The sequence below is a fragment of the Actinoplanes sp. NPDC049598 genome (assembly GCF_040675435.1).
Lineage (GTDB): Bacteria > Actinomycetota > Actinomycetes > Mycobacteriales > Micromonosporaceae > Actinoplanes.
This window is the reverse complement of the sequence record NZ_JBFAOX010000015.1, coordinates 151,602-171,232: the sequence shown is the minus strand read 5'-3', so window position 1 is coordinate 171,232 and position 19,631 is coordinate 151,602. Positions and strand designations below refer to the sequence as shown.

At 71.2% G+C, this 19,631-nt stretch carries 16 protein-coding genes and 1 pseudogene; 11 read left to right on the top strand and 6 right to left on the bottom strand.

Annotation, left to right across the window (positions count from 1 at the left end; genetic code table 11):
* Positions 1-185: 185 nt before the first annotated feature.
* From pseB to AB0J66_RS31055, 6 genes are read left to right on the top strand one after another with little or no spacing between them, the layout of a single operon-like run.
* Positions 186-1,166, top strand: a complete 981-nt coding sequence (pseB, locus tag AB0J66_RS31080; RefSeq protein ID WP_364668107.1) for a UDP-N-acetylglucosamine 4,6-dehydratase (inverting) — start codon at positions 186-188, stop codon at positions 1,164-1,166.
* Positions 1,166-2,290, top strand: a complete 1,125-nt coding sequence (locus AB0J66_RS31075; protein ID WP_364668105.1) for a DegT/DnrJ/EryC1/StrS family aminotransferase — start codon at positions 1,166-1,168, stop codon at positions 2,288-2,290. The genes pseB and AB0J66_RS31075 overlap by 1 nt, the downstream gene beginning before the upstream one ends.
* Before the next feature lie 3 nt (positions 2,291-2,293).
* Complete coding sequence (locus AB0J66_RS31070) at positions 2,294-3,121, top strand: hypothetical protein (RefSeq protein WP_364668103.1); 828 nt, start codon at positions 2,294-2,296, stop codon at positions 3,119-3,121.
* Complete coding sequence (locus AB0J66_RS31065) at positions 3,121-4,617, top strand: class I SAM-dependent methyltransferase (protein ID WP_364668268.1); 1,497 nt, start codon at positions 3,121-3,123, stop codon at positions 4,615-4,617. The genes AB0J66_RS31070 and AB0J66_RS31065 overlap by 1 nt, the downstream gene beginning before the upstream one ends.
* Positions 4,614-5,339: a glycosyltransferase family protein gene (locus AB0J66_RS31060; RefSeq protein ID WP_364668101.1), complete on the top strand. Its 726-nt coding sequence runs from the start codon at positions 4,614-4,616 to the stop codon at positions 5,337-5,339. The genes AB0J66_RS31065 and AB0J66_RS31060 overlap by 4 nt, the downstream gene beginning before the upstream one ends.
* A 2-nt stretch (positions 5,340-5,341) precedes the next feature.
* Positions 5,342-6,355 (top strand): spore coat protein, encoded by a 1,014-nt coding sequence (locus AB0J66_RS31055; protein ID WP_364668098.1) that lies wholly within the window; start codon positions 5,342-5,344, stop codon positions 6,353-6,355.
* Here AB0J66_RS31055 and AB0J66_RS31050 read toward each other — a convergent pair.
* The 4 genes and pseudogenes from AB0J66_RS31050 to AB0J66_RS31035 all read right to left on the bottom strand — a co-directional run bounded on the left by AB0J66_RS31050 (position 6,333) and on the right by AB0J66_RS31035 (position 8,399).
* Positions 6,333-7,346, bottom strand: a complete 1,014-nt coding sequence (locus AB0J66_RS31050) for an NADPH:quinone reductase (protein WP_364668096.1) — start codon at positions 7,344-7,346, stop codon at positions 6,333-6,335. The two genes, AB0J66_RS31055 and AB0J66_RS31050, sit on opposite strands and share 23 nt — an antisense overlap.
* 15 nt (positions 7,347-7,361) lie before the next feature.
* Positions 7,362-7,943, bottom strand: coding sequence for a HipA domain-containing protein (locus tag AB0J66_RS31045; protein WP_364668265.1), 582 nt, complete (start codon positions 7,941-7,943; stop codon positions 7,362-7,364).
* Positions 7,912-8,145, bottom strand: a pseudogene (locus tag AB0J66_RS31040) (HipA N-terminal domain-containing protein); the annotation flags it as partial. The gene AB0J66_RS31045 and the pseudogene AB0J66_RS31040, both read right to left, overlap by 32 nt.
* Positions 8,142-8,399, bottom strand: coding sequence for a helix-turn-helix domain-containing protein (locus AB0J66_RS31035; protein ID WP_364668094.1), 258 nt, complete (start codon positions 8,397-8,399; stop codon positions 8,142-8,144). The gene AB0J66_RS31035 and the pseudogene AB0J66_RS31040, both read right to left, overlap by 4 nt.
* 144 nt (positions 8,400-8,543) lie before the next feature.
* Between AB0J66_RS31035 and AB0J66_RS31030 the strand changes: the two genes are divergently transcribed.
* Complete coding sequence (locus AB0J66_RS31030) at positions 8,544-8,996, top strand: response regulator transcription factor (protein WP_364668091.1); 453 nt, start codon at positions 8,544-8,546, stop codon at positions 8,994-8,996.
* Between the two features lie 39 nt (positions 8,997-9,035).
* A complete protein-coding gene (locus AB0J66_RS31025; protein ID WP_364668089.1) occupies positions 9,036-10,517 on the top strand; it encodes an MFS transporter in 1,482 nt (493 codons plus the stop codon).
* Here AB0J66_RS31025 and AB0J66_RS31020 read toward each other — a convergent pair.
* Both AB0J66_RS31020 and AB0J66_RS31015 read right to left on the bottom strand, forming a co-directional pair.
* Entirely contained in the window at positions 10,501-11,520 is a 1,020-nt protein-coding gene (locus tag AB0J66_RS31020; RefSeq protein ID WP_364668086.1) for a S66 peptidase family protein, read from the bottom strand. The two genes, AB0J66_RS31025 and AB0J66_RS31020, sit on opposite strands and share 17 nt — an antisense overlap.
* A gap of 15 nt (positions 11,521-11,535) precedes the next feature.
* Positions 11,536-12,159: a response regulator transcription factor gene (locus AB0J66_RS31015; protein ID WP_364668084.1), complete on the bottom strand. Its 624-nt coding sequence runs from the start codon at positions 12,157-12,159 to the stop codon at positions 11,536-11,538.
* Positions 12,160-12,384: 225 nt separating this feature from the next.
* Between AB0J66_RS31015 and AB0J66_RS31010 the strand changes: the two genes are divergently transcribed.
* The 3 genes from AB0J66_RS31010 (at position 12,385) to AB0J66_RS31000 (ending at position 19,552) form a co-directional block, all read left to right on the top strand.
* Entirely contained in the window at positions 12,385-15,624 is a 3,240-nt protein-coding gene (locus tag AB0J66_RS31010) for a BTAD domain-containing putative transcriptional regulator (RefSeq protein ID WP_364668081.1), read from the top strand.
* Between the two features lie 145 nt (positions 15,625-15,769).
* Entirely contained in the window at positions 15,770-16,828 is a 1,059-nt protein-coding gene (locus AB0J66_RS31005; protein WP_364668078.1) for an ABC transporter substrate-binding protein, read from the top strand.
* A 9-nt stretch (positions 16,829-16,837) separates the two neighbouring features.
* Positions 16,838-19,552, top strand: a complete 2,715-nt coding sequence (locus AB0J66_RS31000; RefSeq protein ID WP_364668075.1) for an AbfB domain-containing protein — start codon at positions 16,838-16,840, stop codon at positions 19,550-19,552.
* Positions 19,553-19,631: the final 79 nt, after the last annotated feature.

Here is a 19,631-nt window from a genome sequence, read left to right as displayed (position 1 = left end):
AACTCCAAGGGGGCTGTGGACAGAGGATTCTAAAACTGACGATGTGTCATGAAGGCGGGGCCAATGCTAGCTGAACACCGGGTGAACTACGGTGATCGTTTGAGCTAGGCCCGCGAATCGGCAGGTCGGCTGGTTATGCTTCCGGCTCGTACCGCGTCCTGTCCCACCCCCCGGGAGAAAATTAAGTGTCTGTTCTGAGCGGATCGTCGATCCTGGTCACCGGCGCGACCGGTTCCTTCGGAAAGGCGTTCCTCAACTACGCCCTGACCAACCTGAACCCGCAGCGCATCGTGGTGTTCTCCCGGGACGAGCTGAAGCAGTACGAGCTGCGGCAGATGTTCAACGACGACCCGCGCCTGCGCTTCTTCCTGGGCGACATCCGGGACAAGTCGCGCCTGGAGCGCGCCATGCACGGCGTCGACTACGTCGTCCACGCGGCCGCGCTCAAGCAGGTCGACACGGCCGAGTACAACCCCTCGGAGTTCGTCGAGACCAACATCAACGGCTCGCAGAACGTGATCGACGCCGCCATCGACAAGGGCGTCAAGAAGGTCGTCGCGCTCTCCACCGACAAGGCGTCGAGCCCGATCAACCTGTACGGCGCGACCAAGCTCGTGGCCGACAAGCTCTTCATCGCCGGCAACCACTACGCCGCGACCCACCCGACGCGCCTGGCCGTCGTTCGTTACGGAAACGTTATGGGCAGCCGCGGCTCGGTCGTCCCGCTGTTCCGCAAGCTCGCCGCCGAGGGCAAGAGCCTGCCGATCACCGACAAGCGGATGACCCGCTTCTGGATCACGCTCCCCCAGGCCGTGAAGTTCGTCGTCGACTCGTTCGACGTCATGCAGGGCGGCGAGCTGTTCGTCCCCCGCATCCCCAGCATGCGCATCCTCGACCTGGTCGAGGCCGTCGCCCCGAACTCGCCGACCCACGAGATGGGTGTCCGGCCGGGCGAGAAGCTCCACGAGGAGATGATCGCCTCCGACGACAGCCGCCGTACCCTGCGCTTCCCCGACCGCTACGTGGTCCAGCCGGTCGTGGCCAGCTGGGGTTACGAGGCGCCCGAGGGCGGCGAAGAGGTCGCGGACGGCTTCAACTACCGCTCCGACAACAACGACCTCTGGCTCTCCGTCGAGGACATGCGCAAGCTGCTCGAGGAGAACTGATGCTGCCGTACGGCCGGCAGTCGATCGACGAGTCGGACGCCGAGGCGGTCGTCGCCGCCCTGGGCAGCGACTGGCTGACCACCGGCCCCCGCGTCGCCCAGTTCGAGGCGGACATCGAGGCCGTGGCCGGCGCGCCGGCCGTCACGGTCACCAACGGCACCACCGCGCTGCACACGGCGTACGCGGCGGCCGGGGTGGGCGCGGGCGACGAGGTGGTCACCACCCCGATGACGTTCGTGGCCACGGCCTCGACCGCCATGATGCTCGGGGCCAAGGTCGTCTTCGCCGACATCGAGGACGACACGGCCAACATCGACCCGGCCGCGGTCGAGTCGCTGGTGACCGCGCGGACCAAGGCCATCGCCGCGGTCGACTACGCGGGTCACCCGGCCGACTACGACGCGCTCCGCAAGATCTCGGAGGGCGCGGGCGCGGTGCTGCTCGGCGACGCCGCCCACTCGATCGGGTCGTCGCTGAACGGCCGGCCGGTGGGCACGCTGGCCGACCTCACCACGTTCTCGTTCTTTCCGACGAAGAACCTGACCACGGCCGAGGGCGGCGCGGTCGCCTCGATCCGGCCCGACCTGCTCGAGCGGGCCCGCACGTTCCACAACGTCGGCATGCTCAAGGATCCCGCCAAGCTGCGCCGCCCCGACGAGGGCGGCTGGTTCTACGAGGTGCACGAGTTCGGGCTGAACTACCGTCTGCCCGACCTGCTGTGCGCGCTCGGCAGCTCGCAGCTCAAGCGGCTGGGCGCTTTCAAGGCCCGCCGGCAGGAGCTGACCGCGCGCTACGACGAGCTGCTGGCCGGCGTTCCCGGTCTGCGGCTGCCGATCCAGCGTGAGGGTGTCGACCCGCTGCGTCACCTGTACCCCGTTCGGGTGCTCGACGGCCGCCGCCGCGAGGTCTACGACCGGCTGCGCGAGGCGGGCATCGGCGTGCAGGTCAACTACATCCCGGTGTACTGGCACCCGGCCTTCGAGGAGCTGGGCTACCGCCGCGGGATGTGCCCCGTCGCCGAGGCCTTCTACGCTGAGGAGCTATCGTTGCCGCTCTTCGTCGACCTCAGCGATGCCGACCAGGACCGTGTCGTCGAGGCGTTGCGGACCATCCTCGGGAGCTAGCGGGTGCACCACGCCAACCACTTCTACGGCCATGCGCACATCCTCGCGGAGTACTGCGGACTCGATCCGGAGAACCCGCCCCGCATCGACGGGTATGTGCAGCACGGCTGGAACGTGGTGGACGGGCTCGGCTACGGCACGCCCTACGTGCCGGGCCGGCCCATCCTCGTCTATTCGGAGCGCACCCGGCGGCGGGCGTGGTCGATGGGGCGCCGGCAGGCCACGGTCATCGGCGCGCCCTTCCTCTACCTGCTGACCATGCGGCCCGAGGCCGCGGACGCGCCGCCCCGCGAGGGCACCATCTTCTATCCGTTCCACGGCTGGGAGAACCAGCAGGTCCTCGGCGACCACCAGCGGCAGGTCGAGGAGATCCTGGAGACCGAGCAGGGTCCCGTGACCTTCTGCCTGTACTGGAACGAGTACCGCAACGACCAGGTCCGGGCCTCGTACGAGCAGTACGGCCGGGTGGTCTGCCACGGTTACCGCGGCAGGCAGTACGTCGGCACCGACCGCCACTTCCTCGACAAGCAGCTGACCGAGCTGCGCCGGCACAAGCGCGTGGCCTCGAACAGGCTGAGCAGCGCCATCTTCCACGGCGTGGCCGCCGGGTGTGAGCCGGCCGTCTACGGCGACCCGATGCACCTCGACAAAGAGGATCTGCCGATGGCCGAGCGGATCCGCCGGGAGTGGCCCGAGCTGCACGGCAAACGCCTCGATCTGAGCGCCGCCCGGCCGTCGGCCCTGAGCGAGCTGGGCGACGGCTACCTCGCCTCGCCGGCCGAGCTCCGCGCGATCCTCGGGTGGAGCGCGAAGGTTAGGGTGCCCGCGTGATGGAGATGATCGGGGGCGAGATGCCCTCCTTCACCGAGGATCAGCCGCCCGCCGGGGGCGCCCTCTTCGGTTATCTGGCCGACCAGCTGCCGGCCGGGGCCGAGGTGCTGATCGCCGGGCCGCACGACGACGCGCTGGTCGGCGCCCTGGCCGCCCGGACCACCGTGACCTGTCTGCTGCGCTCCCAGCCGGAGGCGATCGAGCGGGCGGCCGGCGACGTCCGGGTCCTCTGCGGCACCCTGCCCAAGCTGACCGAGCAGGAGCGCTACGACGTCGTCGTCGCCCTGGACGGCCTCGGCCGGCTCTGCTCGGTCGAGGGGCCCCAGCTCGACTGGACCGCGAGCCTGCGGGCGCTCAAGCGTCTCCTGCGCCCCGGCGGCACCCTGCTGCTCGCCGTCGAGAACGAGCTGGGCGTGCACAAGCTGGTCGACCCGGCCTCGGCCACCGCGTCCCAGGACGACAGCGCGTGGCGGCCGCTCGGCGAGTACGACACCAAGCCCGGCAATCCGGAGCGTCTCGCCGCCCGGCTCGCGGCCGAGGGGATGGCCGTCGACTGGCTCGGCGCGGCCTGGCCGGTGCCGCACGCGCCGACCCTGATCGCCACGCCGAGCGCGCTGCGCGACGGGCCGGCCGACGCGCTCGCCGCCGTGGCCGCCGGCGCCACCGCGAAGGCGTACGCCCGCCGGTCTGTCCTGAGCGATCCGCGCCGGCTGGCCGCGGCCGCCGTGCGCGGGGGCCTCGGTCCCGAGCTGGCCTCCTCCTGGCTGATCGCCGCCCACCGCGCGCCGCGCCCGGCCGCCGCCCTGAGCCTGCCGCCGCTGCTGTCCGGCGACGGCCCCGTCGTCGAGATCGGCCCCGGCCGTGACGGCGTGTGGATCCGACGCGTACTCCGCGAAGTCCCTGGTCGGGACCTCTCCGCGCTGAACGGGCCGCTGCCGGAAGGTCGCCTGTTGGAGGAGTTGCTCTTGGCCGCCTGCCTGCGGCACGATCTTCCGATCGTGCGGCGGCTGCTGACCGGCTGGGCCTCCGCGCACCCCGGGGCCGCCGCCGACAACGTGGTGGTCCACGAGGACAACTACACAGTGCTGGACCCGAGCGTCCCGCCGCAGACCGACGTGATCCGCCGGTTCGCGCAGACGCTGCTCGGCGGCGGCTACGCGCACCCCTGGCCCGCCGCCACCGACCTGGACACGCTCACCTCGATCCTGCACGCCGCCGCGGGCCGGCCCGGCGACGTGCCGGCCGGGGAGGCGCCCCCGCTGCCGGACGCGCGCCGGGAGCACGAGGAACAAATCCGGGCGCTGCGCCGGCAGCTGGCCGACGCCGCGTCCCGCGCCCAGTGGTTCGAGCGTGAGCTCGACCGCCGGGACTCCGAACTTCGCAAGGCCCGCATGCAGATCGCGGCTTTCAGCGGCTCCATGGGTTTCCGGGTTGCAAAGCTCGGTTACGGGGTAGCCCGCAAGGCTCGCAATCGCCTTCGAAAAGGACTTTCATGACAACCCTCGGCATCATCCAGGCCCGGATGGGCTCTTCCCGGCTGCCGGGCAAGGTGCTGCGCAAGCTGGGCAGCCGTACCGTGCTCGAGCGGGTCGTGCTGGCCGCCCGGCAGAGCGGTGTGCTCGACGACCTGGTCGTGGCCACCACCACCGAGCCGGACGACGACGCGGTGGCCGCCGAGTGCGCGGCGATCGGTGTCGCCTGCTATCGGGGCTCGGTCGACGACGTCCTCGAGCGCTTCCTCGGCGTGCTGGACGAGCACGAGAGCGACATCGTGCTCCGCTTCACCGCGGACTCGCCGCTGCTCGACCCGGAGCTGATCGCCCGCGCCTACCGGGTGTTCACCGCGGCCGAGGCCGACTACATGACCACGTCGATCGTGAAGACGCTGCCGCGCGGCCTGGACGTCGAGGTGGTGCGCACCCCGATCCTGCGGGAGATCGACGCGCTGGCCACCGAGCACCACCGCACCCACGTGACGTCGTACATCTACACGCACTCCGAGGACTACGACGTGATCGGGCTGACCATGCAGCCCGACCTGTCGCACCTGCGGCTCACGCTGGACACCGAGGACGACTGGAAGCTGATCGAGGCGATCGTGGCCCAGTTCGGCGACGAGCCGATCTCGGTCCGCAAGCTCACCGACTGGCTGGCCGGGCGGCCCGACCTCACCGAGCTGAACGCGCACGTCCTGCAGAAGGCCCTGGTACAGGCGTAACCGTGACGATCGTCGGAATTCGCTGCGACGCCGGTGCCCGCACCGGCGTCGGGCATCTGGTCCGTTGTGTGGCGCTGGCCGAGGAGCTGGTGTCGCGGGGAGTGTCCGTACGGTTCCTCAGCGACCTGGGCGGGGTGGAGTGGGCCGAGGCCCAGCTGACCCAGCGCGGCCTGCCCTGGCACCCGGCCCCCTTCGACGAGGTGGGTCTGGTCGCCGCGGTCGAGCGACTGCAACTCGACGCGCTGGTGGTCGACTCGTACACGCTGCCGCCGCAGCACACCGTGGCGGTCCGCAAGACCGGGCGGCCGGTGCTGGCCATCGTCGACGGCGACTTCCGCGGGCAGTCGGCCGACATCTACGTCGACCAGAACCTGGACGCGGTGATCGACGTCGAGGACGCGATCGGGCTCGCCGGTTTGGACTACGCCCTGCTGCGCGGGTCGGTCCGGCAGCTGCGGCCACTCGCTCCCCCGGTGCACACCTCCGGGCGTACGCCCAAGGTCGTGGCCTTCTTCGGCGGCACCGACGCCTACCGCGCCGCGCCGGCGATCGCCCGCCTGCTCGCGGCCACCGAGGCGCCGCTGGACGCGACGATCATCGGCGCGAACGACGAGCTGCGCCGCGAGCTCGGCGAGATCCCCGCCGGTCCGGGACAGCGCTTCGAGATCATCGCGCCCACCGACGACCTGCCCAAGCTGCTGGCCGGAGCCGACCTCGCGGTCAGCGCCAGCGGCACCTCGACCTGGGAGCTGCTCTGCCTCGGGCTGCCGGCGGCGCTGGTCTGGGTCGTCGACAACCAGATCCTCGGTTACGACCGGACGCTCGCGCGCGGCTTCGCGGCCGGCATCGGGCAGCTCGGCCACTTCGGGCCGGAAGCCGTCACGACGCTGCGCACGCTGCTGACCGACCCGGCCCTCCGCACCGATCTGGCGCGGAAGGCCTGGGCCGCGGTCGACGGTCAGGGCGTCGCCCGGGTGGCCGACGCCCTGCTGGCTAGGGCTGCGTCACCTCGATGACCACCTTGCCCACCGCGTGGCCCTCGACGGCCTCGTGGGCGGCGCCGGCCTGCTCGAACGGGTAGCGCAGGATCGGCAGGCCGGCCTCGTCGCCGACCCGGAAGGCGCCGGCGTTGACCGCCTCGGCCACCGCGGCCACCGCGTTGTCCTTCTCCTCGTCCGTGGTCGTGTAGGTGAGCACGAAGTCGAGGCTGACGTTCTTGAGCATCGCCTTGAAGCTCGGGATCGTGACCTTGCCACCCACGTAGAGGGCGATGTTGCCGCCGGGCGCGACCACGTCCAGATCCTGGGCCAGGTTGTCGGTGTTCACCTCGACGATGACGTTGGCGCCGCCCTCGGCCAGCTCGGCCACCCGCGCGACGACCGCCTCCTCCCGGTAATTGATCACCGCGTCGGCCCCGGCGGCCGCGGCCAGATCGCCCTTCTCCTTGGACGAGACGGTGGTCAGCACCCTCGCGCCGGCCCACTTGGCGAGCTGGATGGCCGCGTTCCCGACCGCGCCGGCCCCGCCCGCGACCAGCACGGTGCGCCCCGCCAGGGCGCCCGGGGCCAGCCGTTGCGGCCCGTCGCTGGCCAGGGTGAGGCAGCGGTGCGCGGTCAGGGCCGGAATGCCGAGCGCGGCGCCGACCTCGAACGGGACGTCGTCGTTCATCCGCACGACCTGCCGGCGGGGCAGCACGACGTATTCCTGGGCGGTGCCGTTCTCCCGGCCGTAGCCGCTGTCCCACACCCAGACCCGGTCGCCCGGCTCCAGCCCGGTCACCCCGTCCCCGACGGCGTCGACCAGCCCCGAGCCGTCCTGGTTGGGCACCCGCGGCGGCGACACCCCGTCCGGCACACCCTTGCCGGCCCGCGTCCCGGTGTCGGTCGGATTGACCGCCGACAAGACGATCCGGACCCGCACCTCCCCCGGCCCCGCGGGCGGCAGCTCCCGCTCCTCGATCTTCAGAACGGACGCCGGACCGGGCTCGTGGAACACAGCAGCACGCATTTCCCCACCCTAGAACTACCCGGCGGCCAGCGCCCCGCGACAACGTGTGACGTGATCCGCGACCACCGCCGCCAGCCGCTCCGGCAGCGGCGACCCGAGCGCGGTGACCGCGTCGGCGCTCGCCGCCTCCCGTAGCGCGGCCGGCAGCCGTACCGCCAGGCTGCTGGCCACGTCGTAGAGCGGCGCCAGCCGCACCTGCCCGGGCATCAGAAGAAGCGAGTAGTTCTTCGCGTGCGCGTCCGTCCCACCGAGCAGCCAGTTGAGCGCCACTGCGTCCACGAATCGGTCGACTTCCGCCTCCGCCACCACAACCGGCCGCACTGCACCGCGGATCAGGGTGATGATCTGCTCCGGCGTCGGTCCGCCTTCACTCTGGTACTTGGCCGAAGGAGGCAGACCCAAGGCCTGGCACATGTCCTCCTGGTGCAGCCGCGTGATGGTGCCGTCACCCCGGGGGAAGCGGTCGTAACGGTCCACCACCACCGCGCGCTCCCCTTCGAAGGAGATCGCCCGGGAGACGGCGACCCGCAGCCCGAGAATGCCCGCCGCTCGCAGGCACAGATGTTCGTTGAGATCGTGGTCGTCGTACCCGGTGATCGCCGGCTTGACCCTGGCCGAATGCCCGCACGCCCGGCCCGGTGTGATCGCCCTGAGTGAGCCGCATCGACAGGGAAAGTGGCAACGCGGACCCCAGATCCCGGTATGAGGGAGCGTAGGTCAAGGACAAAGAGCCGCTGTCATCCTGCAGAAGCTGTGCGCCAAGGCGGCCTCCTAGGAGCACCGCCAGCGACTTGGTCATCGCGAGCCCCCCAGGGCGTCGAGGTAGGCGTCCAGATCGATGTCATCGCTGGACTCCGGTCGCACGTCGAGATAAAGGCCCAGTGCGGCGATCACCTTGAAGATCAGGCCCAGCTCGGCTGTCGCCTTGCCGGACTCCAGCTCCAGCAGCCATCGCCGGCTGACCCCGGCCCGGCGTGCCAACTCCACCTGCGTCAAAGCGGCGGCCGTTCGGCGTTCACGGACGAATCGACCGAGGTCGTCGGCATCGTTCAATCTCATGGCTCTCCCGGTGTGCACGTACGCGCACTACGGTAGTGGGTGTGCACGTACGTGCACATTAGCCGAACGGCTCAGCGAAATGGCGGGGCGTCCGAACAGCTTGGTATTAGCTGTTGCTCTCTGCTCCGGGAGGTTCGCGTGCCCACCGTGCTGATTGCTGACGATGACGCCGACCATCTCGAGCTGATGAGCCTCGCTCTGGAACGGGCCGGCCACACGGTGCTCCGGGCCCGGGACGCGGAAACGGCCCGGGCGGCACTGAGGCGCGGTGGAGTGGACGCCGCCCTGCTCGACGTGCGGATGCCGGGCGAGGACGGGCTCGAGCTGTGCCGGCGGCTGCGGGCCGAGCCGGCCACGGCCTTCCTGCCGATCATGGTGATCAGCGCCGACGTGAACGACGAGCGGATCCTGCACGCGGTTCACGCGGGGGCCGACGATTACCTGGCCAAGCCGTTCCAGCGGGAGGAGCTCTGCGCGCGCCTCGACCGGCTGCTCCGGCCCCGGCCCGGCGTGAGCCGGCCGCCGGCCTCGGTGGTCGCGGCGGCGTTGCGGCCGGAGCGCCGGCCGACACAGCGACAGACAGTCAACTGACTGATCCCGGCCTGGCCGGGCCGGGGATAGTGTCGGCCCATGAATGCCACGATGGTGCGCTACAGCACGCCGGCCGGTCGTTGGGTGCTGCTGGCCACGGTGCTCGGTTCCAGCCTGGCCTTCATCGACTCGACCGTGGTCAACATCGCGTTGCCGGAGATCGGGCGTGATCTCAATGCGGACGCCGCCGGTCTGCAGTGGACGATCAACGGGTACGCGCTCAGCCTGGCCGCGCTGGTGCTCCTGGGCGGCACCCTGGGCGACCGTTTCGGGCGTAAGCGGATCTTCATGCTGGGGGTGGCCTGGTTCGCCGTGGCCTCGCTGCTGTGCGGCCTCTCGCCGAACATCGGCTGGCTGATCACGGCCCGGATCCTGCAGGGCATCGGGGGCGCCCTGCTGACCCCGGGCTCGCTGGCCATCCTGGAGGCGTCGTTCGACCGGGACGACCGGTCCAAGGCGATCGGCGCCTGGTCGGGTCTGGCCGGCATCGGGGGCGCGCTCGGCCCGTTCGTCGGCGGCTGGCTCGTCGGCATCGGCGACTGGCGCTACATCTTCCTGATCAACGTGCCGCTGGCCGCGATCGTGCTGCTGGTCGCCGCGCGGCACGTGCCCGAGTCGCGCAATGCGCAGGCCAGCGGCCACATCGACTACGTCGGCGTGCTGACCGGCGCGATCGGGCTGGCCGGGCTGACGTACGGCTTCACCGCCTGGCCGATGCGCGGCCCGGGTGACCCGGTGGTGCTGGGCACGCTCGCGCTGGGCGTGCTCGGCCTGGTCGCCTTCGTGCTGGCCGAGCGGCGCGCGCGGCAGCCGATGATGCCCGTGACGATCTTCAAGAGCAAGGCGTTCAGCGGGGCCAACCTGGTCACCTTCCTGGTCTACGGGGCCAACGGCGGCGTCTTCTTCCTGTTCGTCATCAACCTGCAGGTCGTCGCCGATTTCTCGCCGCTGCTGGCCGGTACGGCGTTGCTGCCCTCGACGGTGCTGATGCTGCTCTTCTCGGCCCGCTCGGGCGCGCTGGGCCAGCGGATCGGCCCGCGCATCCCGATGACCGTGGGCCCGCTGGTGTGCGCGGCGGCGCTGGTGATGATGTCGCGGATCGGGGCCGGCGCCGAGTACTGGACCGGCGTGCTGCCCTCCGTGATCGTCTTCGGGCTGGGCCTGACGTTGCTGGTGGCCCCGCTGACCTCGACGGCGCTGGGTGCGCTGGACGACGCGTACGCCGGCATCGCCTCCGGGGTCAACAACGCCGTGGCCCGGGCCGCCGGTCTGCTCGCGGTGGCGGTGCTGCCGCTCGCGGCCGGTCTGGGCAGCGGGAACCTGACCGACGCGGCGCAGCTGTCGCCGGTCTACCGCAACACGATGATGATCTGCGCGGGCCTGATGGTGGCGGGCGGTGTGCTGGCCTGGTTCCTGATCCCGGACCGGCTGCGCGGGCACACGCCGGTCAAGTCGTTCTGCGACCCGGGCGCCCCGCCGGTGCACCCGAGCCGCTCGGAACAGATCAGTAGTGCGCGATGATCCGGCGCCCCGGCCCGTCCACGGTCATCCGGCCGCCGTACGGCAAGATCCATTGCGGTCCGGTATGCCCGAATTCTACGCCGAAGACGGCCATGGCCGAGGAGTTGTAGGTCTCCAGAGCTCGTAGGACGGCCGCCCGCTGATCGTCGCGGTATTTGTCCCGGTCGGCGCGAGCTGGCCGGGAGGCGCGGAAGCTGGCCTTGGCCGCGGCCATCACGACGGCTGGGAACTGAGCGAGCAGGCCCCGCTCCCCCGCGTTGCGCAGCATGCGGAAGACCTCGTCGTCCGGCGGCATCTCCTCGGAAGTCTCGAGCAGCAGGATCGACCCGGCGTAATCGGCGTTGGGCCGGATCCAGCGGTTGGCGGCGAGGTTCCAGTGCAGGATCTCGAGGTTGCCGCCCCAGGTCGGCCCGGTGACCACCCGGTCGGCGTTGTGCCACACCCAGCCCGGGTTCGGCTCGGCCGGCGCCGAAGACGTCAGCGCCCGCGGGTCGGCCCAGTCGATCTCCTCGTCGCGGAAGCCCGCCACCGGCGTGATCGGCAGGTCGACGGTCTCGAAGAGGGCCGCCCGCAACGACGTGAGGTGTTCCTCGTCCACCGCCGGCCCGTGCGACAGGTGCACCATGGTCGAGCCGCCGTGATAGCCGGGCACCCCGTGCATCCACAGCCAGTTGAGCAGATTGGTGTTGTCGGAGTAGCCGAAGTACGGCTTGGGGTCGGCCCGGAACGGCGCCGGGTCGAGGTGCGGCAGCACCGTGATCTGGTCGTCGCCGCCGATGGTCGCGAAGACGGCCCGGATCGACGGGTCGGCGTAGGCGGCCATCAGGTCGGCTGCCCGCTCGGCGGGAGTGCCCGGCACCCGGGTGAACGGGAACTCGACCGGCTCGAGGCCGAGATCCTCCCGGATGCGGCGCATGGCCTGCTCGTGCACGGCCGGGAAGACGCCCGGGCCGGCCCAGGACGGGGAGACGACGGCGATGCGATCGCCGGGCTTGACCTTCATGCCCGTGGAATCTAACTAAATCATCCCGGCTCGCAACGCATATGCGACCGCGTGCGAGCGGTTGCGCAGCTTGAGCCGGTGGGTGACGCCGTAGATGACGTTCTTGACGGTCCGCTCCGAGTAGCACAGCTTGCCGGCGATCTCGTTGGTGTCGAAGCCGTCGGCCATCAGCCGCAGCACGTCGATCTCGCGCGGGCTCAGGCCGGAGGGGTTCAGCCCGTTCGGCGCCAGCACGTCACGCTGCATGCGCTCGACGTGCTTGAGCAGCTCGCCGATCAGGTTCGGGGGCATCACGCCGCCGCCGGCGGCCGCGGCCCGCACGCTGTGCGCGAGCCGGTCGGCGTTGACCGCGCCGCGGGGCAGGATCGCCATCACCCGGCACTCGACCGCGGTGAGCAGGTCGCCCTCGTCGATGTCCTCGACCACGAGCACGACCGGCGCGCTGGTCTCACCGGTGGCCCGGCGCAGGCCGGCCACCACCTCGGTGCTGAGCCGCTCGGCAGCCACCACGAGCACGTCGGCGTCGGCCCGCTGGGCGTTGCGCACCACGGTGAGGTCGCCCCGGAACTGCAGCAGCGCGGCGAGTCCGGCGTGACTGAGCGGGTCTGTCGCCTGCACGGCGACCCGGATCTGGTCCACTGGCTGCTCCTCCCTGTTCAAGGTGCAGCCAGTCTCGGAGAAGCGCCTTCAGGGAACCTTCACGGAACCTTCATCGGGCGGCAAAGGCCGATGAAACAGTTCAGCAGAGGCCGGCGAGGGTGGGAAGCGCTCACCCCCATCAGTGCCCGTCCGTGCCGTTTGTGTTATCCATTGACACCCGGCCCGTCTCCCTTGAAGTTGACAGTCACCGACCTGGGAGGACACGTGGCGAAGGCTTTGCGCGTCGGCGTGCTCGGGCCGGTGCGCGCGTGGATCGGTGACGACGAGATCGATCTGGGCCCGGCGCGCCAGCGTGCGGTCTTCGCGGTGCTGGCCGCCCATTCCGGCCGCACCGTCGGCCGCGATGAGCTGATCACTGCCATCTGGGGCGACTCGCCGCCGGCCACGGCGGTCGGCAGCGTCTATACGTACGTGTCGGGGCTGCGCCGCTCGCTCGCGCCGGAGATGCTCGGCACCGGGGCCGGCGGTTATCTGCTGCGTCTCGACCCGGACGAGCTCGATTCGGCGCGGTTCCAGCGCCTGCGGGCCTCGGCGAGCGCGTCGCTGGCCGCGGGCGACGCGACCACCGCGGTGGCCCGGCTCGACGAGGCTCTGGCGCTGTGGCGCGGTGACGCGTACGCCACCCTGGCCGGCCCTTTCCTGGAGCTGGACCGGCAGCGGCTGGCCGAGCTGCGGCTGGCCGCGGCCGAGCAACGGGCCCGGCTGCGGCTGGAGGCTGGTGGCGACGACGGCCTGGTGGCCGAGCTGACCGCGCTGGTCCGCGACCACCCGCTGCACGAGCCGCTGCACGAGTTGCTGATGCGCGCGCTGCACGTGGCGGGCCGGCACGGCGAGGCCCTGGAGGTGTTCCACGCGGCCCGGCGCACGCTCGTGGCCGAGCTGGGCATCGAGCCGGGTCCGGGGTTGCGGGCGGTGCAGCGGCACGTGCTGTCCGGCTCGGTCGACCGGGAGCCGGCCGTGCAGGTGCCGACGCCGATCGCCAAGGCGCTGCGGGACGGGCTGGCCGGCCGGTCCTGGGTCGGCCGCGTGGCCGAAATTGATCACCTTCGAAGCCTGGTCCGGTCGGTCGCGGCCGGCGTCGGCAGCGCGGTCTGGATCTCCGGGGAGCCCGGCATCGGCAAGACCGAGCTGCTCACTCACGCCTTCGCCGACGCCGCCCGGGCCGGGTGCCGGGTGGCCTGGGGAGCGGCTGACCAGCTGGGCTCACGCGTACCGCTGCAGGTGTTGTTCCGGGCCCTGGGGCAGCCGTGGGATGCCGACGGGCCGGAGCCGGCGGACGACCAGATCGTGGCCGCCGTGCGCTCGGCCTGCGGCACGGCCCCGCTGATCCTGGTCGTGGACGACATGCAGTGGGCCGACAGCGCGACCGTGCGGGTCTGGGAGCGGCTGCTCACCCTGGTCCCCCGCATGCCGTTGCTGCTGGTCGCGGCGGCCCGGCCGGACGCCCACCAGGCCGGGCTGCGCAACCGGGTCCGGGCCCGGCAGCGGATGGCGCTGGACCTCGGCCCGCTGGCCCCGGCCGAGCTCGACCGCCTGATCGGCGCGCTGACCGGCGCCCCGCCCGGCCCGAACCTGCGTGCGCTGGCCGCCCGCTCCGGTGGCAACCCGCTGTTCGCCCGGGAGCTGGTCGAGGCGCTGCGGCAGCGGGACGCGGTCAAGATCTCCGCCGGCCGGGCCGACATCGGGCCGGACGTGACCGTCGACCCGCCGCAGACGCTGCTGGACGCCGTGCACGCGGCCCTGGACGTGCTCTCCGGGGAGACCCGGGAGGTGCTGCGGCTGGCCGCGCTGCTCGGTTCCGAGTTCTCGGTCAGCGAGGTCGTGGCGGTCACCGGCCGCTCGGCCCTCGATCTGGTCGGCGCGCTGGAGGAGGCGCTCTCGGCCAGCGTGCTGGTGGACAGCGGCACCGACCTGGCCTTCCGTCACCCGTTCCTGCGCCAGGCGCTGGTGGCCAGCGTTCCGCCGGCGCTGCGGGCCGGCCTGCACCGGCACGCGGCCGAGGTGCTCGCGGCCGGGGGCAGCCCGCTGATCCGGGTCGCCGAGCAGCTCAACGCGTCCGCCCCGGTGGTCGACACGTGGGTGCTGTCGTGGCTGATCGAGCATCACGCCGAGGTGGTCCGCCGGGCCCCGCAGATCGCGGGCGATCTGATCCGGCGCACGCTCGCCACCGACCTGCCCTCGGCCGGCCAGCGCGGCGTGCTGCTGGTGGCGCTGGTCCGGCTGGAGTTCCGGCGCGAGCGTTTCCCGATGACCGAGGCCGAGGAGGCCCTGAGCCTGGCCACCGACCCGGGCGACCGGGCCGAGATGCGCCAGCTGCTGGCCACCATGCGGCACCGGCGGGGCGAGGAGGCCGAGGCGGTCGCGATGCTGCGCGACGCGCTCGACGACCCGCGGGTGCCGCCCATCTGGCGGACCCGGCACCGGGTGCTGCTGGCCAACTTCCAGCGCGGCGACCTGGACGACCTCGACCGCACCGAGGAGCGGGCGCGCCGGGTGCACGACGAGGCGGTGGCGGCCGGGCAACCGTTCGAGGCCGCCTTCGCCCTGCAGACGATCTGGCTGACCAGCTCGATCCGGCGCGACCACGAGCGGGCGCTGGAGCACGCCGACCGGGCGCTGGCCGTGGTCGGCGGTGACTCGTCGCTCTATTTCGACCTGGTCGACAACCGCCTGTTCTCCCTGCAGAACCTCGATCGCCTGGAGGAGGCGCAGGCGACGCTGAAGACCGCCGAGCCGCCGCTGCCGGCCGGGCTGCGGGTCACGGCGGCGGTGCAGGACTACTGGCTCGGCCGGTGGGACGAGGCGCTGGCCGAGGTGGGCGAGGCGAGCGGCGACATCACGTTCCACGGCCAGCGCGAGCCGGGCGCGATCACGATGCTGCTGCACGGGGTGGCCGCGCTGATCGCGCTCCACCGCGACGCCCAGGACCTGGCCGCGGCCCACCTGGGCGCGGCCGACGCCGTGCCGGCCAGCGAGGCCGAGCGCGAGAACTGCGACTTCCTGCTGGTGGCGCGGGCGCTCGCGGCCGAGCAGCGGGGCCGCCCGGACGAGGCCCTGGAGTGGCTGCAGCCGATGCTGCAGCCGGCCTACGCGCCGATCATGCTGCGCCATCAGTGGCTGCCCGGCATCGTCCGGCTCGCCCTGGCCCAGGGCCGCCGCGACATCGCCGAGCGGGCCGCCGCGATCTGCGCCGCCGAGGCGGCGCGCGAGGTGCGAGCGGCCCGGGCCTATGCGGCCGACCTGCGCTGCCGGGCGCTGCTCGGCGGCGACCCCGGCCCGGCCCGGACGGCCGCCGCCCACTACCGCCGGGTGGGCCGGGTCTTCGAGCTGGCCCAGGCCCTCGAGGACGCGGCCGCGCTCAGCGGCGAGCGGCCGGAGGAGGCCCGGCGCCTCTACGCCGCGGTCTCGGCGCGCTGGGATGTCGCGCGCACTGACCAATTCTGATCATCACCGTCAATGCCTCCGGTAGTCCACGTGCGTTCCTGATCGGTTGTATCGAGAACCCTTGACAGGAAAAGTTCGTTAGTGCAGGAATGTGTTTCCAAGCGGTTACTCCCCGATGTCACATCCACCGCTAAGGAGCACCTTCATGAGCCGTGTACGCCCGGCGGCCGCGATCCTCGGCGCGGCCCTCATCTTGATCAGCGCTTGTGCCAAATCGGAGGACAACGAGCCGGCAGCCGCCTCCGGCGGCGGCGCTCAAGTCGCCCAATCGGCCGCTCCCGACGCCGCCACCTGCACGATCGACCAGTACGGCGGGTCAAAACTGGATCTCAAGACGGCCAAGGTGGGCTTCTCCCAGTCGGAGAAGGAAGCGAACCCGTTCCGCATCGCCGAGACCCGATCGATCAAGGACGAGGCGTCGAAACTCGGCATCACGAGTTTGACCACGACCAATGCGAATTCGCAGTTCAACAAGCAGATCAGCGACGTCGAGCAGATGATCGACTCCGGTGTTCAGCTGCTCGTGATCGCACCGCTGAACTCCGACGGATGGGATTCGGTGTTCGCCAAGGCGTCGGCCAAGAAGATCCCGATCATCACGATCGACCGGAAGATCAACGCCAAGCCGTGTCAGGACTATCTGACCTTCATCGGTTCCGACTTCGCTGAGCAGGGCAAACGGGCCGCGACGGAGATGGCCGAAGCGCTCGGCAACAAGGGCAAGGTGGCGATCCTGCTCGGCGCGCCCGGCAACAACGTGACCACGCTGCGGACGAGCGGCTTCAAGGACGAGATCGCCAAGATCGCGCCGGACATCCAGATCGTGTTTGAACAGACGGGCAACTTCGCCCGCGAGGACGGGCAGAAAGTCACGGAGCAACTGTTGCAGTCCAACCCGGACATCAACGGGATCTACGGCGAGAACGACGAGATGGCTCTCGGCGCCATCACCGCTCTCAAGGGCGCCGGGAAGAAGGCCGGCGACGTCAAGGTGGTCTCGATCGACGGCACCAAGGGCGCGGTCCAGGCCATCGTGGACGGCTGGGCGTCGGCCGTCATCGAGTCGAACCCGCGGTTCGGCCCGCTGGCCTTCGAGACCGCTACCAAGTTCCTCAACGGCGAGGCGGTCGGCCAGGACATCATCATCGAGGACCGGCAGTACGGCACCGACAACGCCAAGTCCGACATCAGCTCCGCCTACTGAGGAGCGTCGATGTTCAGTTATGTGCGTACCGCCCTTGCCTTGATCGTCGCCGTCACCGCCGGCACGCTCGCCGTCACCGCGAGCCCGGCCTCGGCCTTCGCCCCGAAGACGCCGCCGCTGACCACGCCCTGGACCAACCAGGTCTCGACGAGCAACCCGCTGCCGGAATATCCCCGCCCGCAGCTCACCCGCCCGGACTGGCAGAGCCTCAACGGCATCTGGCAGTTCGCCGGGGCCTCGAACCTCACCACCCCGCCGACCGGGCAGACGCTCGGCGAGGAGATCCTCGTCCCGTACCCGATCGAGAGCGCGCTCTCCGGGATCATGCGGCGGCAGGACTACTCGTACTACAAGCGCAGCTTCACCGTCCCGGCCGGCTGGTCGGGACGCAACGTCCAGCTCAACTTCGGCGCGGTCAACTGGCAGTCGAAGGTCTGGGTCAACGGCACGCTGCTGGGCACGCACGAGGGCGGCTACGACAAGTTCTCGTACGACGTCACCGGCGCCCTGCGCGCCGGCAGCAACGAGATCATCGTGGGCGTCTGGAACCCGGTCGAGACGCAGGACATCCCGGTCGGCAAGCAGCGCCTGAGCCGCGGCGGGATCTTCTACACGCCGTACTCGGGCATCTGGCAGACCGTCTGGCTGGAGCCGGCCAACCCCGCACGGATCACCCGGCTCGACACCACGCCGAACGTCGCCGCCGGCGGTCTCGACCTGGTCGTGCAGGCGGCCAACGCGAGCGGCCAGCCGGTCACCGCGCAGGTGCTCTCCGGAGGGACGGTGGTCGGCACCGCCACCGGCACGGTCGGCTCGTCCTTCCGCGTCCCGGTGCCCAACGCCCGGTTGTGGTCACCCGACGACCCGTACCTGTACGACCTGCGGGTCACCCTCGGCAGCGGCGACTCGGTGGGCGGGTACTTCGGGATGCGGTCGCTGGGCAAGGCGATGCTGGGCGGGGTGCTGCGGCCGACGATCAACGGCAAGTTCGTCTTCCAGCTGGGCACGCTCGACCAGGGCTACTGGCCGGACGGCATCTCGACCGCGCCCACCGATGCCGCACTCCGCTTCGACCTGGAGCAGCAGAAGGCGCTCGGCTTCAACATGGTCCGCAAGCACATCAAGGTCGAGAACGACCGCTGGTTCTACTGGGCCGACCGGCTCGGCCTGATGGTCTGGCAGGACATGCCCGCCCTGGCCAGCGGCCGGGAGCCGTCCACGGCCGGGCGCACGCGCTTCGAGAAGGAGCTGCGCGTGATGATCGACCAGCACAAGGGCATCACCTCGATCGTCCAGTGGGTGCCGTTCAACGAGGGTTGGGGCGAGTACGACGCCGGGCGGATCGCCGAGGAGGTGAAGAGCCTCGACCCGACCCGGATGGTCAACCACAACTCGGGCTCGAACTGCTGCGACTCCGATCCCGACCCGGGCAACGGCGACGTGATCGACGACCACGCGTACGTCGGGCCCGGCATCTCGCGCCCGCCGACGGCGACCCGGTTCGTGGTCAACGGCGAGTACGGCGGCCTGGGGCTGCGGACGCCCGGGCACGAGTGGCCGACGAGCGGCAAGTTCGCGTACGAGTGGCTGCCCGACTCCAATGCTCTGACCAACCGCTACGTGCAGATCACCTCCCGCCTGGTCGACCTGGCGAACGGCAACGGGCTCTCCGGATCGGTCTACACCGAGCCGACGGACGTCGAGGAGGAGCTCAACGGCTTCTACACGTACGACCGCCAGGTGCAGAAGATGGACTTCGCCCGCGTCCGTGCGGTCAACCAGCGGGTGATCAGCGGCGCCCTGTCGGTCAACCGGCTCGCCTCGCTGCGGGTCACCACGCCCGGCTACACCAACCGTTACCTGCGGCACGCGGCCGGCGCGGCCCGGACCGACGCGATCAGCACGGCGAGCTCGACCACCGACCGGCAGGACGCCACCTTCTGGGTGCGGCCCGGTCTGTCCAACACGGCGTGCTACTCCTTCGAGTCGCGCAACTTCCCGGGCCAGTACCTGCGGCACCGGTCCTACCGCGTCTACCGGGAGGCCGACACCGGCGGTACGTTCGCCGCCGACGCCACCTTCTGCGGGCGTCCCGGCCTGTCCGGCGCCGGCACGTCGCTCGAGTCGGCCAACCTGCCCGGCTACTACCTGCGGCACCGCGGTGAGGAAGTGTGGGTCGACGCGCCCTCGGGCGGCTCGTTCAACGACGACGCCACCTGGGCCATCGGCGCTCCACTGTGGCGCAGCGGCGCGGACCTGACCGTCGGTCAGAACCGGTCGTTCCGGGTCACCACGCCCGGTTACGACACCCGCTACCTGCGGCACCGGGACGGCCTGGCCCGCACCGACGTGATCACCACGGCCAGCCCGGCCACCGACCGGCAGGACGCCACCTTCACGGTCCGCGCCGGCCTGGCCGACAACAGCTGCTACTCGTTCGAGTCGGTCAACTACCCCGGCCAGTACCTGCGGCACGCCAACTACCGGCTGCAGAAGGCGTCGAGCGACGGCACGGCGGTCTTCCAGCAGGACGCCACCTTCTGCGGCCAGCCCGGCCTCAGCGGGGCCAACGTCTCCCTGGAGTCGCTCAACTATCCGGGCTACTACTGGCGGCACTACGCCGAGGCCGTCTACATCGCCACCAACGGCGGCGGCAACACGTGGGACAACGCCGCCAGCTTCAATGCCGACGCCACCTGGACCAACGCGGGGCCGCTGGCGTGACCGCCTGCACCGAGCGGCACCCGGCCGCACCTGACGACGGCATCGTAGGCGAGGGCCAGAAGGGCACGCCAAAGGAGTG